Below are 15,482 nucleotides of genomic sequence, written 5' to 3' on the forward strand. Positions count from 1 at the left end.
ATCTCTCCACAAATTCCGATTTTTATATTAAATCCATTTATCTGCTTATTTTTCTTCACATATTTTATCAATATCTCAAAAACACTTAATAATAAATCCGCACCCGTTTCTTTCCCGTGATCAGTGTGTCCGTAACAACTGTACTGTGTGTTCTTCTTTTGCATTGACTGCCGACAGAATCCTGTCCCGGTACATGAGCCCTCTCTGGATACTGTAAAATCCAAATCTTCTGCGTATATCATCCACCGCTGAATCCATCTTCATCTGCTTTTCACGCTTCTCCACACTTGAGAACAACTATAATGATAGTTATGTAATAAAGAATAGTACGAGCATTTTTAATTTTATCAGCTATCATAATTCTGTATGCCTCCTTCTTCCATGAGATTACAGCAAACGTAGTAGTAATGTCTATCAAAAGGCTTTTACATATTAGATAAAAGCATGTAAAATTTCTTTTACATAGCTTAATTGCGGTCTATTTAGCTTGTTTCTTGACTACTCAGGAAAAATATTTCTACCCTCGCCCCACCTGTATTTTCAGAATTTGAAAGTTTAATACCTCCACCATATTTTTCAGCCACAGTTTTTGCAAAAAATAGTCCCATCCCATAATGGGCTTCGCCATTTCTACTTGTGTCATCCATAAAAAACTGCTCTGTGCCATGCAATAATGCTTCTTTTGTAAATCCTGATCCGCTATCCTCCACAATGAATGTCAGCCGGCCATCCTGCTCCTTTGCGTCAATATAAATGATTCCATTTTCTTTTGTATGCTCCACTGCATTCTGAATCATATTCATTACGGCCCGGAACATTGGATCATAAGCAATCGTTACCTTTTTATCACTTTGTCCCGCCTTCCAATCTATTTTCTGGTGATAGATTTCTACCAGTCCGAGTGCCTGTTCCTTTATATCTGCGAAAAAATCTTCTAACCTCACCGTTGTATAGGTAACATCACTGCAATTCCATGATTTTGTGACATCTATCAACTGTTTTACATAACTTTGTATCTGTGTTGTGCCGTTCAAAACATAAGTGATATTATTCTTCTGTTCTGTGGTCAGTTCAGTCTCTGAAAGTAGTTCTGCATTTCCCCGTACAATCGTAAGAGGTGTTTTAATATCATGCGCCAAAGCAGACATCTGTTGTTTCTTTTCCTGCTCTGTTTTCCACTGCTTTTCTAAAGATTCTCGCAATGCATCTCGCATATCATCGATTGCCGATAAACAGTCATCAAACTCTTTGATACCGGAACAGGATGTCTCATATTCCAGATTTTGATCCTTTATTTGTCTGATTGCGTCTAATACAGGCTGCATCTGCTTTTTGATTCTTTTTCCAAAACGTATGGACGGAATGATGATAATCGCTACCGCTCCAATCACTGACATAATACTCATCACATTCTGTGGTCCTATAAAATGCTCCCTCAAAAAAGCTGAATGATATTGAGGTGTCAGGCGATATTGCAATACAACATATTCATTTTCCCTTACAATTACTTTATAAAAATATTTCCCGGATGCGTTTCCGTACTTTGCAACATTCCATGCTATCTGTTCGTATTGTTCTGACAGATCTCCACCTATTTTCTCTCCATTCTCTGAAAAGATTACATAATCACAAAGTGCAGGAATCATCTCAGCAGTTACTTTATCCGCACGTAAAATCGTATCATATGCTTCATTAATCTTTTGCTCTGCATAATTCGCCGGATAGATACAGCCCACACTAATCAAAAGGTACAGCAGCAGCCAAGCAACAATCACCAAACCTACTAATGATCCAAGCATGACCAGTACATATCTCATAAAAATCCAGCTGAGTGCATTGCTTCTCTTTACTCTTCCCATTTATATCCAATCCCCCAGACTGTTTTTATCGGCATATAATCATAATCCGCAAATTTTGCTCTTATATTTTTGATATGCGTGATTATAGTACTGTCATTGCTCTCATTGTCAAAGCCAAAGACCGCTTCCAATATCTGTTCCTTCGAGAAAACCTGCCCTCTGTTTTTAGCCAGAAATTCACAGATTTCGTACTCTGCTTTCGTAAACGGAAGTTCTTTATCATCCATCAACAGTTTCTTTTGAGACATCTGAATGCAGACTCTCCCTAAAACCATTCGGACAGAATGTTCCCTGTGCTCTCTTCTAAGATGTGCATTGATCCTTGCTCGAAGTTCCATCACTCCAAATGGCTTTGAAATATAATCATCTGCTCCTAAAGAAAGTCCGTTTACCAGACTGTTTTCCTCCGTTTTTGCCGTAAGAAACAAAATCGGACAATCCACAAGTGCCCTGATTCTTTTGCATAATTCGAAGCCGTCAATTCCAGGCATCATAATGTCCAGTAAAATCAGGTCATAACGATGTAATTCTTCCATATTAATTTTTAGTGGATTACTTACTTTGGTAACCAGATGTCCATCCTTATTCAAAATGCTTTCTATCATTTCCAAAATTGCCGGTTCATCATCAACTGCCAGTATTTTTGCCATAGTTTCCCTCGATTCTATTCCGATATTCTGTTTCCTTCCCAGTGGTTTACCCACCAAAAATAGTATACCATACTAATCCCTGTAAATATTAAGCAACCTGGTATGAATGACAACCATTCACCTACACTAGTTTCTCCCAATACAGATTGCAGATAAGTATATGGTACTCTACCCGTCCAGCAGACAAATACATATTTCCACACATAATCTCCAAGTCCGGTAAGCATCAATGCACTAATTAGTCCTGATATAATCCCTGCTCCAATGGATACCCCTTTTCCAAACTGAAAAGCCAGAATTAGCTGCCACAGATAAAGTGGAACACTGCTTCCCCACAGCAGCAATGCTGCAAATATACATCCTTTCATGATTTCGATATCGCTTGATGCGATTCTTCCAAATCCAATTCCGAATATGATTGCTGTCAATAGGATAGAGCACAGACACAAAACCAGTAGCATCAACAGTTTCGATAAAAATGCTGCAGGTTTATCCGGTAAAGACAACAGATTTTGAAAATCACCTGCATTTTGTTCCTGTTCCATCACACTTGCTGTAAAAATTCCAATAAGTACCGGAAGTCCTGCTCCTATTGCCTGATAAAATGCAATCACTTTCATATTTTCATTCCATGGTGAAAAAAAGTAATATATTAAAAATATAACGCTGGTTATAATCGGAATCAGTAAGTGTGCCAGAATCACAGATGTTCCTTTCATCTTTCGCAAGTCTGCATTAAGAGATCTTCCAATCATCTTATTTCACCTCTCTTCTCTCAAACCATTTCAAAAACAGAACCGTTACAAAAACAAACCAGATGATTGAGAGACACATTCCCGGAACAATGACTCCCGTATCCAAAAGAGGATTCCCTGCTTCTGCGGCAAGTCCATTTGGTAAAACATGAAGCAACGGGCACATCATTCGCATAGGGATTGCAGAAACAAGTACATACCAGATTCTGGTTTGTGATATTACCACACCGCTGACGGTAATAAATAGGCAGACGAACAGGTTTACAATCATTCCAAATCGTTCACTTAAAAATAAAGCTACCGGAATCTCCCATAACTCAGAAACCGTCAGAAACAATACTGCAATCAACGCTCCTCCAACTGGAACATGTGTCGTTAGAAGAAAGCCTCCAAGCGTTGCTCCTGCAAACACAATCACATTAGAAAACAAAATCATGTACCCAATATAAATAATTTTCCCCAGCAACAATTTTCTTCTGTCTGTGGGAATAGTCATTAAATGATAGTATTTTATCTTTTTCTCCTGCGCCACAGAAAGATAACAAAATAGAGCAATCATCCCCGGCAGCAAAAGTGTATACCACCAGTTCCAAACACTTTCTGCATAAGCATTTGTCATCCCAAGAGTAAATATAAATGCCATGACAAATGTAAGAAGAGGAAATCCCCAGATAAACTTTTTTCGCATGGTTCTTTTGGCTTTTTGATGTTCTGCTTTTATAATATTAACCATGGATTTCACCTGCTTTCTGGTTTTTTCTTACCACATTCATAAACAAATCTTCAAGATTATCTCCCTGCTTTAATGCTCCTTCGTATCCTAAGATTCCACCTGAAATAATCCCGACTTTATCTGCAAGTAACTGTACCTCTGAGAGAATATGACTGGAGAGAATTACAGTGATTCCCTGTTCCGGAAAAGACCGGATCAGCTCTCGTAATTCCTCGATGCCTATTGGATCTAATCCATTCGTAGGTTCATCCAATATCAAAAGTTCCGGTTCTCCAAGCAATGCCATTGCAATGCCTAGTCTTTGCTTCATCCCCAAAGAAAACTGTCCTGCTTTCTTCTTTCCGGTGTTTGTAAGTGATACAATCTGCAAGACCTCATCAATTCTGTTTTCATCTGTACCAAGCAATAATTGTCTTACCTTCAAATTCTCTCTGGCGGAAAGATTTTCATAAATAGGCGGATTTTCAATTAACGCTCCTATTTTTGATAAATCTTTCCTATCCAAAAGTTTTCCATCAAAGTAAATCTTTCCTGCAGTTGGTTTCATCATACCGGTCAGCATTTTCAATGTGGTAGATTTACCAGCGCCATTCGGTCCAAGCAGTCCATAAATCTGTCCCTTTTCGATATTAAGTGAAACATTATTTACCGCTTTCTGTTTTCTAAAATATTTACATAGATTTTGTGTCTGTAACATCATTTCCATCTTTACTATCCTTCCTTCTATATTTCATTTCTTACTGAAATATAACCTAACAGAAAAAAATAAAGATTTGATGAAGATTTATTCCCGTATGGAATAAACCATCAATTGAATATCATTATCAGAACTCGGCTTTCCACTGAAATCAGCAAAGCTGTTACAAATACGAAGTCCTAATTTACAGAATATCTCCGTGATTTCATCCAAACTATATAACCTTATAGGATTTCCTTCTTTCATTTCAGGCTTATAAAGTGCTTCTCCATACATATAGTCTACCTGCCCATATATCAGCGTTTTTCTATCCTTCTCCCATTCAAAAGCAGATAATGTAAGTCCCTTTTCTCCTGCATCCCATAACTTGCAAGGGAAATGTGTTTGGGCATAGCTTCCATTCATGATAGCCATACTGTAAAATACGACCAACGAAAAGACGGATTTCATCTCCGGAAATAACCCCATTGGCTGCAAGGTTATTAAAATAATTTTCGTCATACTTATTCATTGTCTGACCGACCTTGAGCGAAATTCCCGGCTCAATACAATAAGCAACATTACCTGAGTATGAGCCAATAGCCTTAAGATTGGTAAAATTGGAACGTCCGGTATCTATCATATTTATCTGCATGAACAAAGCGGACAAGTCCGCTTCAAACTCCCTGAATCCCTCAGTCTTTGAGGGACTTGTTACGCTTTGCGCGCCAGATGCAGTCTGCTTTAGCAGACATATTCCACATGCATCTGGTCGCATCCTCGCGGAGCGTTTTTGCTTTATTGGAACATTACGGAGTAATTTCCTATAAAGCAAAAAAGGACAATTTATCTGAATTTCAGATAAGCTGTCCCTTTTCTATCTACATGTTTTATATTTTTGCTATAATACTTTCGCAAGAAAACTTTTTGTTCTCTCATGTTCCGGCTGTTCAAACAGCTCTTTCGGCGGTCTGTCTTCCACAATCGTTCCATGATCCATAAATATAACACGGTTACTTACATTTTTGGCAAATCCCATCTCATGCGTTACAACAATCATTGTCATTCCCTCTTTTGCAAGAGAACGCATAACTTCCAACACTTCTCCTACCATTTCCGGATCCAAAGCAGAGGTTGGCTCATCAAATAACATCACTTCCGGATTCATTGCCAATGCACGCGCAATTGCCACGCGCTGTTTCTGTCCACCAGATAATTTATTCGGATAGGTATCCGCCTTATCCTCCAGTCCTACCCTTTTCAAAAGCTCTACTGCTTTTTTATCCGCTTCCTCTTTTGTCCATTTCTGGAGACGTACTGGTGCAAGCTTGATATTTTCTTTCACTGTCATGTTCGGAAATAAATTAAAATGCTGAAATACCATGCCAAGATTCGCCCGAAACGCATCTAAATCTAACCCTGGTTTCAATATATCCTTTCCGTTAATAAGAATCTCTCCTGCATCAGGCTGTTCCAGTAAATTAATACACCTCAAAAATGTAGATTTTCCGGAGCCAGAAGGTCCAATGACACAAACACATTCGCCTCTTGTTATTTCAATATTTACACCGTTTAATACATGGTTATTTCCGAACGATTTTTCCAAATTATGAATCTTAATCACTTTCCTTCAGCCTCCTCTCAAATTTTCCAAGCAGAATCGACAATACTTTTACAATCAGATAATACACGATACCTGCTGCCAATAAAGGGATAAACATCTGATAAGTACGTGATGATACATAACTTGCCGCTTTTGTAAGATCAACAATTCCCACATAACCCAAAATGGATGTTTCTTTGATCAACTGGATAAATTCATTTCCCATGGCAGGAAGAATATTTTTTACTGCCTGCGGAATCACAACAAAACGCATTGTATCATTATAACTAAGACCCAGGGAACGTCCCGCCTCAGACTGTCCTTTATCTATTGCCTGAATGCCACCGCGAATCACTTCAGAAACATAAGCACCACTGTTAATTCCAAAACTTACCACTGCAGCAATATATCCCAAACGACTATGGAAAACTGCAAAATATACAATCATCAGCTGTAGTACTGATGGCGTTCCTCGAATCACATCTACATAGAAAGCCGCAACAGAAGAAGCAAGCGTTCTTTTTCCTCTATTGTCGGCATTGATACGTATAATTGCAACCAGCAATCCAAGAATCACACCTATCAATACGGAAAGCAACGATACGATTAATGTCGTACCAAGACCATTTGCATAGTATTTCCATCGATTATCCTGTACAAAAATAAACTTCAGAGTTCCGATAAAGCCATCCTCTTCCTGTGTAGCAATAATCTGTTCGCTCTTTTCTCCTGAAAAATACTTTGCATACAAAGTATCATAGGTTCCATTTTCTTTTACCTTGGCAAGACCATCATTAATCAACTCTGTTATTTCGGTGTTACCTTTTTCAATACAAAATACAGTATCTTCTTCGGTTCCCTTCACCGGGACTGCTTCAATCCCATCGGTCTGTTTGCAAAAAATCTCTGCGATGATCGTATCAATGATCACAGCATCTGCGCCTTTATTCTTTAGTTCCATAATTGCACTGGAGGCATTTTTAAAACGCTTTACTGTCGCATCCTCTACTACACCATAGTCTGTATTTTCACCCGATGCGATCATATCACTTTGGGATCCTTCCAATACAGCAATCGTCCTTCCTTTTATGTCTGAAAAATCAGTATATTTCTCATCTGTCCTATATACAAGGCTCTGGGATCCCGAATAGTATACATCTGAAAAATCTACGCTCTTTGCTCTTTCTTCCGTAGGTGCAATTGAAGCCGCGATCGCCTCAATATCTCCTGCTTCAATAGACCCAAGCAATGAATCAAAAGGTAGATCTACCCACTTCACTTCAAATCCAGCCTCTTTGGCAATAGCATTCATCAGTTCAATATCAAATCCTGTAAGATTTCCGTTGCTGTCAAGATACTCAAATGGTGCATATTCTGCATTTGTTCCGATTGCAACCATTCTCTTTTCGTCTGCATAAGCATGCATCGGTATTTGAATTATGATGATCATCATCAAGAAACATACAATTACTCTGTGCAGCCAGTATTTCCTGTCCATCTTCATGGCACTCCTCCTACCTGTATCTTTCGTTATTTATGAAATGTACTACATCATATTATAACGTTATATTCAATCGTTTTGTGCTTTACTGTTTTACTTTTGTATAATTTTACCAACTTAACGTGTTGCATTTTGTTGAAATGAGCACAATCATTTTTTAATATTGCTTCAGAAACATTCATCTGCTTCTTTATTTTTGATTATTAATGCTATTGCTTCCGCAAGTATTCTATGTCCTTCCTCTGTAAAATGAATTCCATCACAGCCTATGCACTCCGCTCCAAGTACATCTCGTGCACTCAAAAATTCTGCATGATGAAGTGCCGCAATACTTCTATATTCTTCCGTCAGTCCGCCTGCCTTTTGCGCAGACTCTGCTGTAAATTCTATCCAGTCTTTTTTAGGATATAAATCTGCCGGTGCGATAACTATTTTTTCAGGAGTCTGACTTTTTCGTCTGCATGTTTCCTCTATCTTCAGCAGTACTTCATCCAATCCATATCCAATCTCTACTGTATTCACTCCATAGCGTGTCTTTGTATCATTTGTTCCTAACATAACAATGATATAATCCAAAGGAAATTGTGAGATCAAACATGGATACAGATAATCCAAGGCAGCTGTTCCCGGTTCAATTTTATCTGTAAATGCAGTTGTCCTTCCATTCATTCCTTCTTCGATCACTTCATAGTTTTCCCCAAGCATCTGTGCAAGCTTTCCCGTCCAGCGCACATTTTTTTCATATCGTTCCCCACTGCCCGGTATATATCCCCAGGTATTTGAATCTCCAATACAAAGTATTCTTTTTCCCATTCCGCTCATTCCTTCTTCGATAATCCAACTATTTTAATATCATTCTTTGTGTAGCTTTTCTTATTGTTATGCTCCACAGCTATCTGTGAATATAACATTCACGGCTTTTATGAGCACTTTCTCTTAAACCGTTTTATATGTTAATACGTATTATGATATAATCTATCATATTATAACGCTATATTAGATACGATCGGTTCTTATTTTTTAACTTTATGCAGTTTTACCAATTTGATGTGTTAAATTTTGTTTAATGCTACAATTTATTCTCCAATAATCTCCACATATACTCTTCGTGTCTGAGGTCCGTCAAATTCTACAAGATAAATATCCTGTGCACCACCACAGACTATTTTTCCATTAACCACCGGGAACATACAATGATTTCCACATAGCAGACTCTTGATATGACCTGTCGAATTATTTCCTGTTGCACCATAGCTTGGCAGGAAATGGGCATGCATATAATCGGCTTCGAGAGGGACAATTCTTGTAAGAGTATCTGCAATATCCCTTTCTACACAAGGGAGTCCTTCATTCACCATAATTCCGGTTGTTGTATGGGCTGTAAGGACGAGAACCGCTCCGTTTTTTACCGGACTATTTTTAACAATCTCATGTACCTCTTCTGTAATCATATGGAATTCTTCCGGTTTATGGCTCATCCATTCAATTGTATGTAAATCTACCATTCTTCCGTCTCCTCTCCTAAAAAGCGCAATGCATTTTTATAATAGATTCCTTCACGTGCGTAATCTCTCATTGGTATTTTTTCCAGTGCACGAAGAATTTTAAACTGCCGGAACCTCGGACCATTTGACGCAAACATAATCTGTCTGTATAATGCCCGGTCTACCCATAGCGGTCCCATATCCACTGTAAAAAGTCTTGCTATTGACTCCTCCGGAGAATCCAGGTAGAGCACAGAAGTGTCTGTATACACATTTGGATATTTAATCATCAGCATAACCATTTCCCTTACAAATGGCCACGCAAAATGAGCCAGGCACATACGCAGCTGCGGGTATCTGGTTGCTACCCGTTCAAACTTCAGCGGATACGCATATTCTGTAATCGTATTAGGCTCCCAGCTTAACCCTGCATGAAATATGATTGGTCTGTTATATCTGATACATAGTTCATAAATTGGATTCATAATTGGATCATCCGGAAAAAACTTCTGTTTTGCAGGATTTAATTTTAATCCTTTCAGTTCAAGATCCCTAAATGCATGCTCAAGAACTTCCAGTGCATCCTCCCGGTGCGGGTCAACACTCGCAAATCCGATAAAGCGTTCCGGATGGTCTTTTACAAGCACGGCGATCTGATCATTTGTCACAATCTGTCCACCTTCTGTTGTTGTAACGTCTAAAGGCAGCAGCGCCGCTTTGTCCACATGGGCGTAATCCATCTCTGCAAACATTTCATCATATCCGTATGGAGACTGTTTAAATACTCCAAATGCATTTTTCCTGAATTCCAATTCTTCTTTGTCTTTACAGACTGCCTCATAAAAAATTGGATGAATGTGCATATCTATAATCATTGTACATATTCTCCTTTTTGATTTTAATATGGTTCAAATTTTGTAATTACTTCTGAGCTTATCTTTGCTCCAAATTCCTGACATTTGGGGATTTCCCATCCATTCATAATTCCATAGGTAAATCCTGCTATGTATGAATCACCTGCACCAACTGTGTTCACTACTTTCACCGGAACAATTCCATAATGGTAGTATCTTTCGCCATCATAACTTAGACTTCCATTTTCTCCAAGCGTAGCTGTTACAATTTTCGCCCCGAATGACTGGATTCTTTTTATATGTTCCCGAATGTAGTCATCTTCTTTTTCATAAGAAAGAAATGCATAGTCTACATTTTTAAAGTTCTCGTCCGTGTTATACTCCGGATTTCCACTGAAAATCGAAAAATCCATCACTACTTTCACTCCTGCTGCGCGAAGCTCTGGGAGGTCCTTTAATATATTTCCAAAAAGATCTGTGTGAAGATAATCAAATGTTTTTATGTACTCTTTATCCTCCTCCGTCAATGCAAAATCTTTCATGACACCTTCCACCTCTTCAAGATGTACGCGGTCAACCCCATTGATCAGATTCATTTTCATCTGGCATGTATTTCCTTCTTTTTCATGTAAATGTGAGATCTCTATTCCTTCCTGCTGCAGCATTTTGCGCATTGTTTTTCCATATTCATCTGTTCCGGTTACGCTGACCACGCTGACTGAAATTCCCAGTCTCTGAAGATGTACTCCCCAGTCTACCCCATTTCCGGTCGGATAACATCTATTTAATTTTTCATAAACATCCATACAAGAAAAACCTGCTGCAACCGCACGTACTTTTTTTTCGCCCATATTTTCCTCCTTCTCACTGTACAGCCCCTGTATTTCTCCGCAACACTGTCCCTGACGGAGCTGCCGGGGTATTATTTCCATTTCCTAGAAATCAAAAAAGCAGATGCTCGTAAAGCTATTATGAAAGAATTTTCCAGAAACAACAGAACACTTCTGTCATCAGCCCCTGCTGTTTCTGAATCATCCCAAACAATAAAACATCCTCAGAACGCACTTTTTATTGTCCCACTGTGTTTTACAGCTCAAAATATCTCACAGACATCTGCCTATTCATATTTTTTACCATATCCAAAAGCACCATTCATTCCACATACTTTGGAAGCAAATTCAGCTGCTGCTGCCAGACTTTCTCTGATTGCAGTTTCTCCTGTAATTCCCTTTTTCAGGTGATCTGTATAAGCAACCATAAACGATGTGATCAGAGAATCTCCTGCACCCATGGTGTCAACAACTTCCTTGATCGCTACCGCTTTCTGCACATAATATTCCTGTCCATCATATAAAATACAGCCATCTGCACCTCTGGATGCAACAGCAAGCTTTGGTCCATAGGAAACAATCTTTTTCAGATGTTCTCTGGCTTCTTCATCTGTTCCGTCAAAAGAGCAGAATGCATAATCAACAGTTGGTGCTACTTCTGCATAATAGGAATCCTCTGAGTCATCTGAAAAATCAAATGAAATCGGCACACCCGCTTCACGGATTTTTGGAAGTTCTTTCTCCATAAAACAATAATTTCCAGAATGTACAAAATCAAACTGTCTGATATACTCAAGATCAAATCGGTCTAATACATATGGTGTTTTTCCACGGATACCACCTTCATTAGATCCTAAGAACACTCTGTCTCCATCAACCAAAGTTGCTCGCGCACAACCATTTTCTCCTTCTAACTGTTTGCACTTTACTGTCTCAATCCCAATATCATCTAAAGCATACATAACATGTTCTGCTTCAGCATCATTGCCGAAATATCCCATATATGCACTTCTTTTTGCACCAAACATTTTGGCATATACTGCAAAATTTACACAGTTTCCACCCGGATACATTGTTTTAATATGCTCATATTTATCTACAACATTATCACCAAAACCTAATGCGCTTACATCATACATTTTCTCATTCTCCTTTTCGCCTGCCCATAAATTTCAGGTCATTGCGAAATTCCCATTTTCTGATCTCTTATTGCATTTTAGAATTCCGCAATGATCTGTCTCTGTGATTAATATTCAACAACACCCATGTATCTTCTCATGTCAGTTGGATGACATCTCTTATCCTGAAGAGCATTTCTGTATGCAACACTCATTGCATAAAATACCATTGCATTAAAGTACTCTACGCAGCTGTCGTCAATTGCGTCAAGTCCAAGGTCATTTGCATCGATCACTTCATATTTCTTTGCATATTTGTTCAGGAATACTTCTGCTCTCTCATCCATAACGCGGTTTCTTCCGCGGCTCTTTAATAAAATATAAAGATGATCTTCATCTGTTACTTCAAATGGTCCATGGAAGTATTCTGCTGAATTTAAGTAGCAGCAATCCATCCACTGCATCTCCTGAAGTGAGCAAATAGCAAATCCATATGCAGATGCATAAGCTGCTCCTGAACCCATGATATATAAGAACGGTTCTTTTGCATATTTTTCAGCAAAAAGCCATGTTCTGTTTTTTACGCTCTTGACAGCAGCTCTTACGATACCATCTGCTTTTTCAAGTCCGTCTGCCACTGCATCGTATAATTTATAGTCTGGCTCCTGAGCTTTCATTAACTCATTCAAAATGTTTAATACAATACCCTGTGGTTTATCCTTTTCATTTGTATCATCTTCCCAGGAATATACAATTGGATTTAATGAACTGTCATCACAGGCTGATCCAGGTGTATGTGTCATTGCTACAACTGCTGCGCCAAGATCTTTTGCTAAATGTGCTGCTTCTACAGTCTCTTTTGTATTTCCACCATGAGAGCAGATAAATACAAGACTTGTTTTTCCAAGGTGTGTCGGAGGTGTTACAACAAATTCTTTACTTGTGATCCAGTCAGCATGCATTGTCTTGGATTCGGTACGTACGAAATAATATCCTGGATAAAGATCTACCAAAGATCCTCCGCATGCTACAAAATATACATCTTCGATTTTTTCTCTTCCGTTTAAAATTTGGGTTACTAATTCTTTCATTGTCTTATTCTCCTTCTATTATAAAAATTTTATGTTTAAAGCATTGCTGAAATAGTACAGAATACCAATGCCATTGCTGTTACTAAAATAAAGAACTTCCAAATTGTCTTCCACCACTGACCAAAGGTAATCTTACATACAGCAAGTCCTGCAACGGTCATGCCTGCTGTCGGGCTTAACATATTGGTCAGCTGATTTGCAAATTGAAGTACTGTTACACTTGCTTCCGGATTCACACCCTGTAAATCACATAATGGAGCCATAATTGGCATAGTCAAGGATGCCAGTGCAGAAGATGACGGAACAAGGAGTGACAATAATGACTGAACCAGATACATTACTGCAACAAATGCTGCGCTTCCTACACCTGCAAGTGCTCCTGATAAATAATTCAGGATCGTATCAATGATCATTCCGTTTTCTGCAACAACCAGAATACCTCGGCATATACCAATTACAACTGCTGCAAACGCAAGATCTTTTACACCGATCACGAACTGTTCTGCGATCTCTTTCTCAGAAAGTCCGCCAACAATACCCATTAAAATACCCATTGCAAGGAACACGCCGGAAATCTCATCCATATACCATCCATGTGCAAGAATACCGTACACAATAATTCCCATTCCTACTGCAAATACAAGTAATACCAGTTTATCTCTTAAAGTAAATCCTGTATCCTTTTCATCCATCATAAATTCCTGTTTTTTCAGAAGGTCATCCTGATAAGTGATGGATCCGGTTGGATTCTTCTTTACTTTCATTGCATATCGCATAACATAAGCGATGGTAACAGTCATCATAATTGCCCACCAGATATATCTGTATACTAGCTGTGGGTTGCCATGGATTCCAGCAACACCCTGTGCGATCAGAACGTTGAACGGGTTTGTGGTAGATGCTGCATATCCAATCTGTGGTCCTAAGAATACAATCATGAAGGTCGTCATGGAGTCATATCCCATTGCAAAGAAAATAGGGATCAGCATAACATAGAATGGAATAACCTCCTCCGACATACCAAATGTCGTTCCACCAATTCCTAACAGAATCATCAGAATCGGTATCAGTAAAACTTCTTTTCCTTTTAATCTTAAAATAACCTTCCGGATTCCGCGATTCATCGCATTTGTCTTTGTTAAAATCTGGAATGTACCACCGATCAGTAAAACGAATGCAACAACATCTGCAGCTGCCTGAATACCTCTTGTAGGTGCCATTAAAATTTCATGCAGTCCTTGTCTTAAATCACCGGATTCACTCACTTTATCTATCACATGATAGGTTCCGGCTACCGCAACTTCACGTTCTCCTGCTGCTGTATTAATTAATTGTCTGTCAAACTGTCCACTTGGCAAAATCCATGTCAGGATTGCAAATCCTATAATCAATATAAATGCCAGCGTATATACATGCGGCAGTTGAAGTTTAAATTTTTTCTTATTTTCCATTTTCAAATCCCCCGTAATCAGCCTATTAAGTAAGGCTTATAAGCTTCCATATTCCGTTTGTCATGTGATGCCGGATCTTCAAAATAATCAAAATCTGTAATTTCCTGGCCGAAGTATCCTTTGTATCCCCGTCTGACAACCGTATCAATCCATTCTCCAAGTGGATGATTGCCATCTCCCCAGATCAGATGTCCGTATGGATTTCCATCTATGAAATGCATATGAATAATCTCATCGCCAAATGTATCAAACCATTCGTCAATTGTCTCTCCGGCGACTCCCATTGCAGTTGTATCAATCATTACTTTCAAATTCGGATGATTCACTTCATCGTGCATCCTTTTCGCATCTGCAAGCGTTACAACAAGTTGGGACTCCTGTGGTCTTAATGATTCCATCGCCAGATTAATATTGTGTTTTGCTGCCTCATCTGCCAGTCTTGAAAGCATCTCTCTTGAACGCTTCCATGCTTCTTCACGGTCTTCATTCCAATAACCCCAGCCGGAGTTAATTGCCATTGTTTCTATGCCAAGTTCTTCTCCAGCCTTCAATGCATTGGCAAAATATGCAAAGCTTTTTTCATAAAGCTCCGGCTCCTGGGCTGCGAACTGATATTGATAAGTACAGTTTTCCGGTGTCAGTATCTTTACCTGCATTCCTCTTGACTCTACTTCATGCCGTACTTTTGTACAATCCGAGTAAGACATACTGTCCAAAAAGAAATGCGGTGCACCAGCCCATAACTCAATCGTCTTCACACCAAGCTTTTGCTGTGCATCCAGAAAATACGGGAGTGAATAATATAAATAATGAATATTCATTCCTGCAATTCTGTCTCTGTTGATCTGTGCCATGTTTCTTCTCCTTTCTATCATCA

General features: G+C 38.8%; 17 protein-coding genes. All 17 read right to left on the reverse strand.

Features of this window, described 5'->3' with window-relative positions; translation table 11 throughout:
* Window positions 1-120: 120 nt before the first annotated feature.
* The 17 genes from PG840_RS14335 to PG840_RS14415 all read right to left on the reverse strand — a co-directional run bounded on the left by PG840_RS14335 (window position 121) and on the right by PG840_RS14415 (window position 15,459).
* On the reverse strand, window positions 121-264 hold the full coding sequence (locus PG840_RS14335) for a hypothetical protein (protein WP_173690791.1): 144 nt from the start codon (window positions 262-264) through the stop codon (window positions 121-123).
* A 218-nt stretch (window positions 265-482) separates the two neighbouring features.
* Window positions 483-1,859: a sensor histidine kinase gene (locus PG840_RS14340; RefSeq protein WP_005330846.1), complete on the reverse strand. Its 1,377-nt coding sequence runs from the start codon at window positions 1,857-1,859 to the stop codon at window positions 483-485.
* Window positions 1,847-2,509 (reverse strand): response regulator transcription factor, encoded by a 663-nt coding sequence (locus PG840_RS14345; RefSeq protein ID WP_015512795.1) that lies wholly within the window; start codon window positions 2,507-2,509, stop codon window positions 1,847-1,849. The genes PG840_RS14340 and PG840_RS14345 overlap by 13 nt, the downstream gene beginning before the upstream one ends.
* A 14-nt stretch (window positions 2,510-2,523) precedes the next feature.
* Window positions 2,524-3,264, reverse strand: coding sequence for a lantibiotic immunity ABC transporter MutG family permease subunit (locus PG840_RS14350; RefSeq protein WP_005330844.1), 741 nt, complete (start codon window positions 3,262-3,264; stop codon window positions 2,524-2,526).
* 1 nt (window position 3,265) lies between these two features.
* Complete coding sequence (locus tag PG840_RS14355) at window positions 3,266-3,997, reverse strand: lantibiotic immunity ABC transporter MutE/EpiE family permease subunit (RefSeq protein WP_004853398.1); 732 nt, start codon at window positions 3,995-3,997, stop codon at window positions 3,266-3,268.
* Complete coding sequence (locus PG840_RS14360; protein ID WP_005609481.1) at window positions 3,990-4,703, reverse strand: lantibiotic protection ABC transporter ATP-binding protein; 714 nt, start codon at window positions 4,701-4,703, stop codon at window positions 3,990-3,992. The genes PG840_RS14355 and PG840_RS14360 overlap by 8 nt, the downstream gene beginning before the upstream one ends.
* Before the next feature lie 78 nt (window positions 4,704-4,781).
* The gene (locus tag PG840_RS14365) at window positions 4,782-5,195 is read right to left on the reverse strand and encodes a hypothetical protein (protein WP_243000014.1); all 414 of its coding nucleotides are present in this window, start codon (window positions 5,193-5,195) and stop codon (window positions 4,782-4,784) included.
* Between the two features lie 379 nt (window positions 5,196-5,574).
* Window positions 5,575-6,297 carry an amino acid ABC transporter ATP-binding protein gene (locus tag PG840_RS14370; protein ID WP_117835030.1) on the reverse strand — a complete coding sequence of 241 codons (723 nt, stop codon included), beginning with the start codon at window positions 6,295-6,297 and terminating at the stop codon, window positions 5,575-5,577.
* Window positions 6,290-7,780 (reverse strand): ABC transporter permease subunit, encoded by a 1,491-nt coding sequence (locus tag PG840_RS14375; protein WP_117835032.1) that lies wholly within the window; start codon window positions 7,778-7,780, stop codon window positions 6,290-6,292. Before PG840_RS14375 ends, PG840_RS14370 begins: the two co-directional genes overlap by 8 nt.
* A 165-nt stretch (window positions 7,781-7,945) precedes the next feature.
* Window positions 7,946-8,590: a GDSL-type esterase/lipase family protein gene (locus tag PG840_RS14380; RefSeq protein WP_117835033.1), complete on the reverse strand. Its 645-nt coding sequence runs from the start codon at window positions 8,588-8,590 to the stop codon at window positions 7,946-7,948.
* A gap of 263 nt (window positions 8,591-8,853) precedes the next feature.
* Entirely contained in the window at window positions 8,854-9,282 is a 429-nt protein-coding gene (locus PG840_RS14385) for a secondary thiamine-phosphate synthase enzyme YjbQ (RefSeq protein WP_117835035.1), read from the reverse strand.
* Complete coding sequence (locus PG840_RS14390) at window positions 9,276-10,136, reverse strand: amidohydrolase family protein (RefSeq protein WP_117835037.1); 861 nt, start codon at window positions 10,134-10,136, stop codon at window positions 9,276-9,278. The genes PG840_RS14385 and PG840_RS14390 overlap by 7 nt, the downstream gene beginning before the upstream one ends.
* 23 nt (window positions 10,137-10,159) lie before the next feature.
* Window positions 10,160-10,966, reverse strand: coding sequence for a fructoselysine 6-kinase (gene frlD / locus PG840_RS14395; protein ID WP_117835038.1), 807 nt, complete (start codon window positions 10,964-10,966; stop codon window positions 10,160-10,162).
* Between the two features lie 266 nt (window positions 10,967-11,232).
* On the reverse strand, window positions 11,233-12,084 hold the full coding sequence (locus PG840_RS14400) for a PfkB family carbohydrate kinase (protein ID WP_270613800.1): 852 nt from the start codon (window positions 12,082-12,084) through the stop codon (window positions 11,233-11,235).
* A gap of 107 nt (window positions 12,085-12,191) precedes the next feature.
* Window positions 12,192-13,154, reverse strand: a complete 963-nt coding sequence (locus tag PG840_RS14405) for an SIS domain-containing protein (protein WP_117835042.1) — start codon at window positions 13,152-13,154, stop codon at window positions 12,192-12,194.
* Window positions 13,155-13,189: 35 nt separating this feature from the next.
* A complete protein-coding gene (locus PG840_RS14410) occupies window positions 13,190-14,605 on the reverse strand; it encodes a YfcC family protein (protein ID WP_117835044.1) in 1,416 nt (471 codons plus the stop codon).
* 17 nt (window positions 14,606-14,622) lie between these two features.
* A complete protein-coding gene (locus PG840_RS14415; protein ID WP_117835045.1) occupies window positions 14,623-15,459 on the reverse strand; it encodes a sugar phosphate isomerase/epimerase family protein in 837 nt (278 codons plus the stop codon).
* Window positions 15,460-15,482 lie beyond the last annotated feature (23 nt).

Origin of the sequence: Coprococcus sp. AM97-35, from assembly GCF_027697525.1 — a bacterium.
Taxonomy (GTDB): Bacteria; Bacillota; Clostridia; order Lachnospirales; family Lachnospiraceae; genus Allocoprococcus; species Allocoprococcus comes.

Excerpts from the sequence above, each read along its gene's own strand:
- PG840_RS14400 (WP_270613800.1), bottom strand. The coding sequence starts at position 12,084 with ATGTATGATGTAAGCGCATTAGGTTTTGGTGATAATGTTGTAGATAAA.
- PG840_RS14365 (WP_243000014.1), bottom strand. The coding sequence starts at position 5,195 with ATGACGAAAATTATTTTAATAACCTTGCAGCCAATGGGGTTATTTCCG.
- PG840_RS14350 (WP_005330844.1), bottom strand. The coding sequence starts at position 3,264 with ATGATTGGAAGATCTCTTAATGCAGACTTGCGAAAGATGAAAGGAACA.
- PG840_RS14360 (WP_005609481.1), bottom strand. The coding sequence starts at position 4,703 with ATGGAAATGATGTTACAGACACAAAATCTATGTAAATATTTTAGAAAA.
- PG840_RS14410 (WP_117835044.1), bottom strand. The coding sequence starts at position 14,605 with ATGGAAAATAAGAAAAAATTTAAACTTCAACTGCCGCATGTATATACG.
- PG840_RS14385 (WP_117835035.1), bottom strand. The coding sequence starts at position 9,282 with ATGGTAGATTTACATACAATTGAATGGATGAGCCATAAACCGGAAGAA.
- PG840_RS14415 (WP_117835045.1), bottom strand. The coding sequence starts at position 15,459 with ATGGCACAGATCAACAGAGACAGAATTGCAGGAATGAATATTCATTAT.
- PG840_RS14335 (WP_173690791.1), bottom strand. The coding sequence starts at position 264 with ATGAAGATGGATTCAGCGGTGGATGATATACGCAGAAGATTTGGATTT.
- PG840_RS14375 (WP_117835032.1), bottom strand. The coding sequence starts at position 7,780 with ATGAAGATGGACAGGAAATACTGGCTGCACAGAGTAATTGTATGTTTC.
- frlD (WP_117835038.1), bottom strand. The coding sequence starts at position 10,966 with ATGGGCGAAAAAAAAGTACGTGCGGTTGCAGCAGGTTTTTCTTGTATG.
- PG840_RS14340 (WP_005330846.1), bottom strand. The coding sequence starts at position 1,859 with ATGGGAAGAGTAAAGAGAAGCAATGCACTCAGCTGGATTTTTATGAGA.
- PG840_RS14405 (WP_117835042.1), bottom strand. The coding sequence starts at position 13,154 with ATGAAAGAATTAGTAACCCAAATTTTAAACGGAAGAGAAAAAATCGAA.
- PG840_RS14380 (WP_117835033.1), bottom strand. The coding sequence starts at position 8,590 with ATGGGAAAAAGAATACTTTGTATTGGAGATTCAAATACCTGGGGATAT.
- PG840_RS14355 (WP_004853398.1), bottom strand. The coding sequence starts at position 3,997 with ATGGTTAATATTATAAAAGCAGAACATCAAAAAGCCAAAAGAACCATG.
- PG840_RS14345 (WP_015512795.1), bottom strand. The coding sequence starts at position 2,509 with ATGGCAAAAATACTGGCAGTTGATGATGAACCGGCAATTTTGGAAATG.
- PG840_RS14390 (WP_117835037.1), bottom strand. The coding sequence starts at position 10,136 with ATGATTATAGATATGCACATTCATCCAATTTTTTATGAGGCAGTCTGT.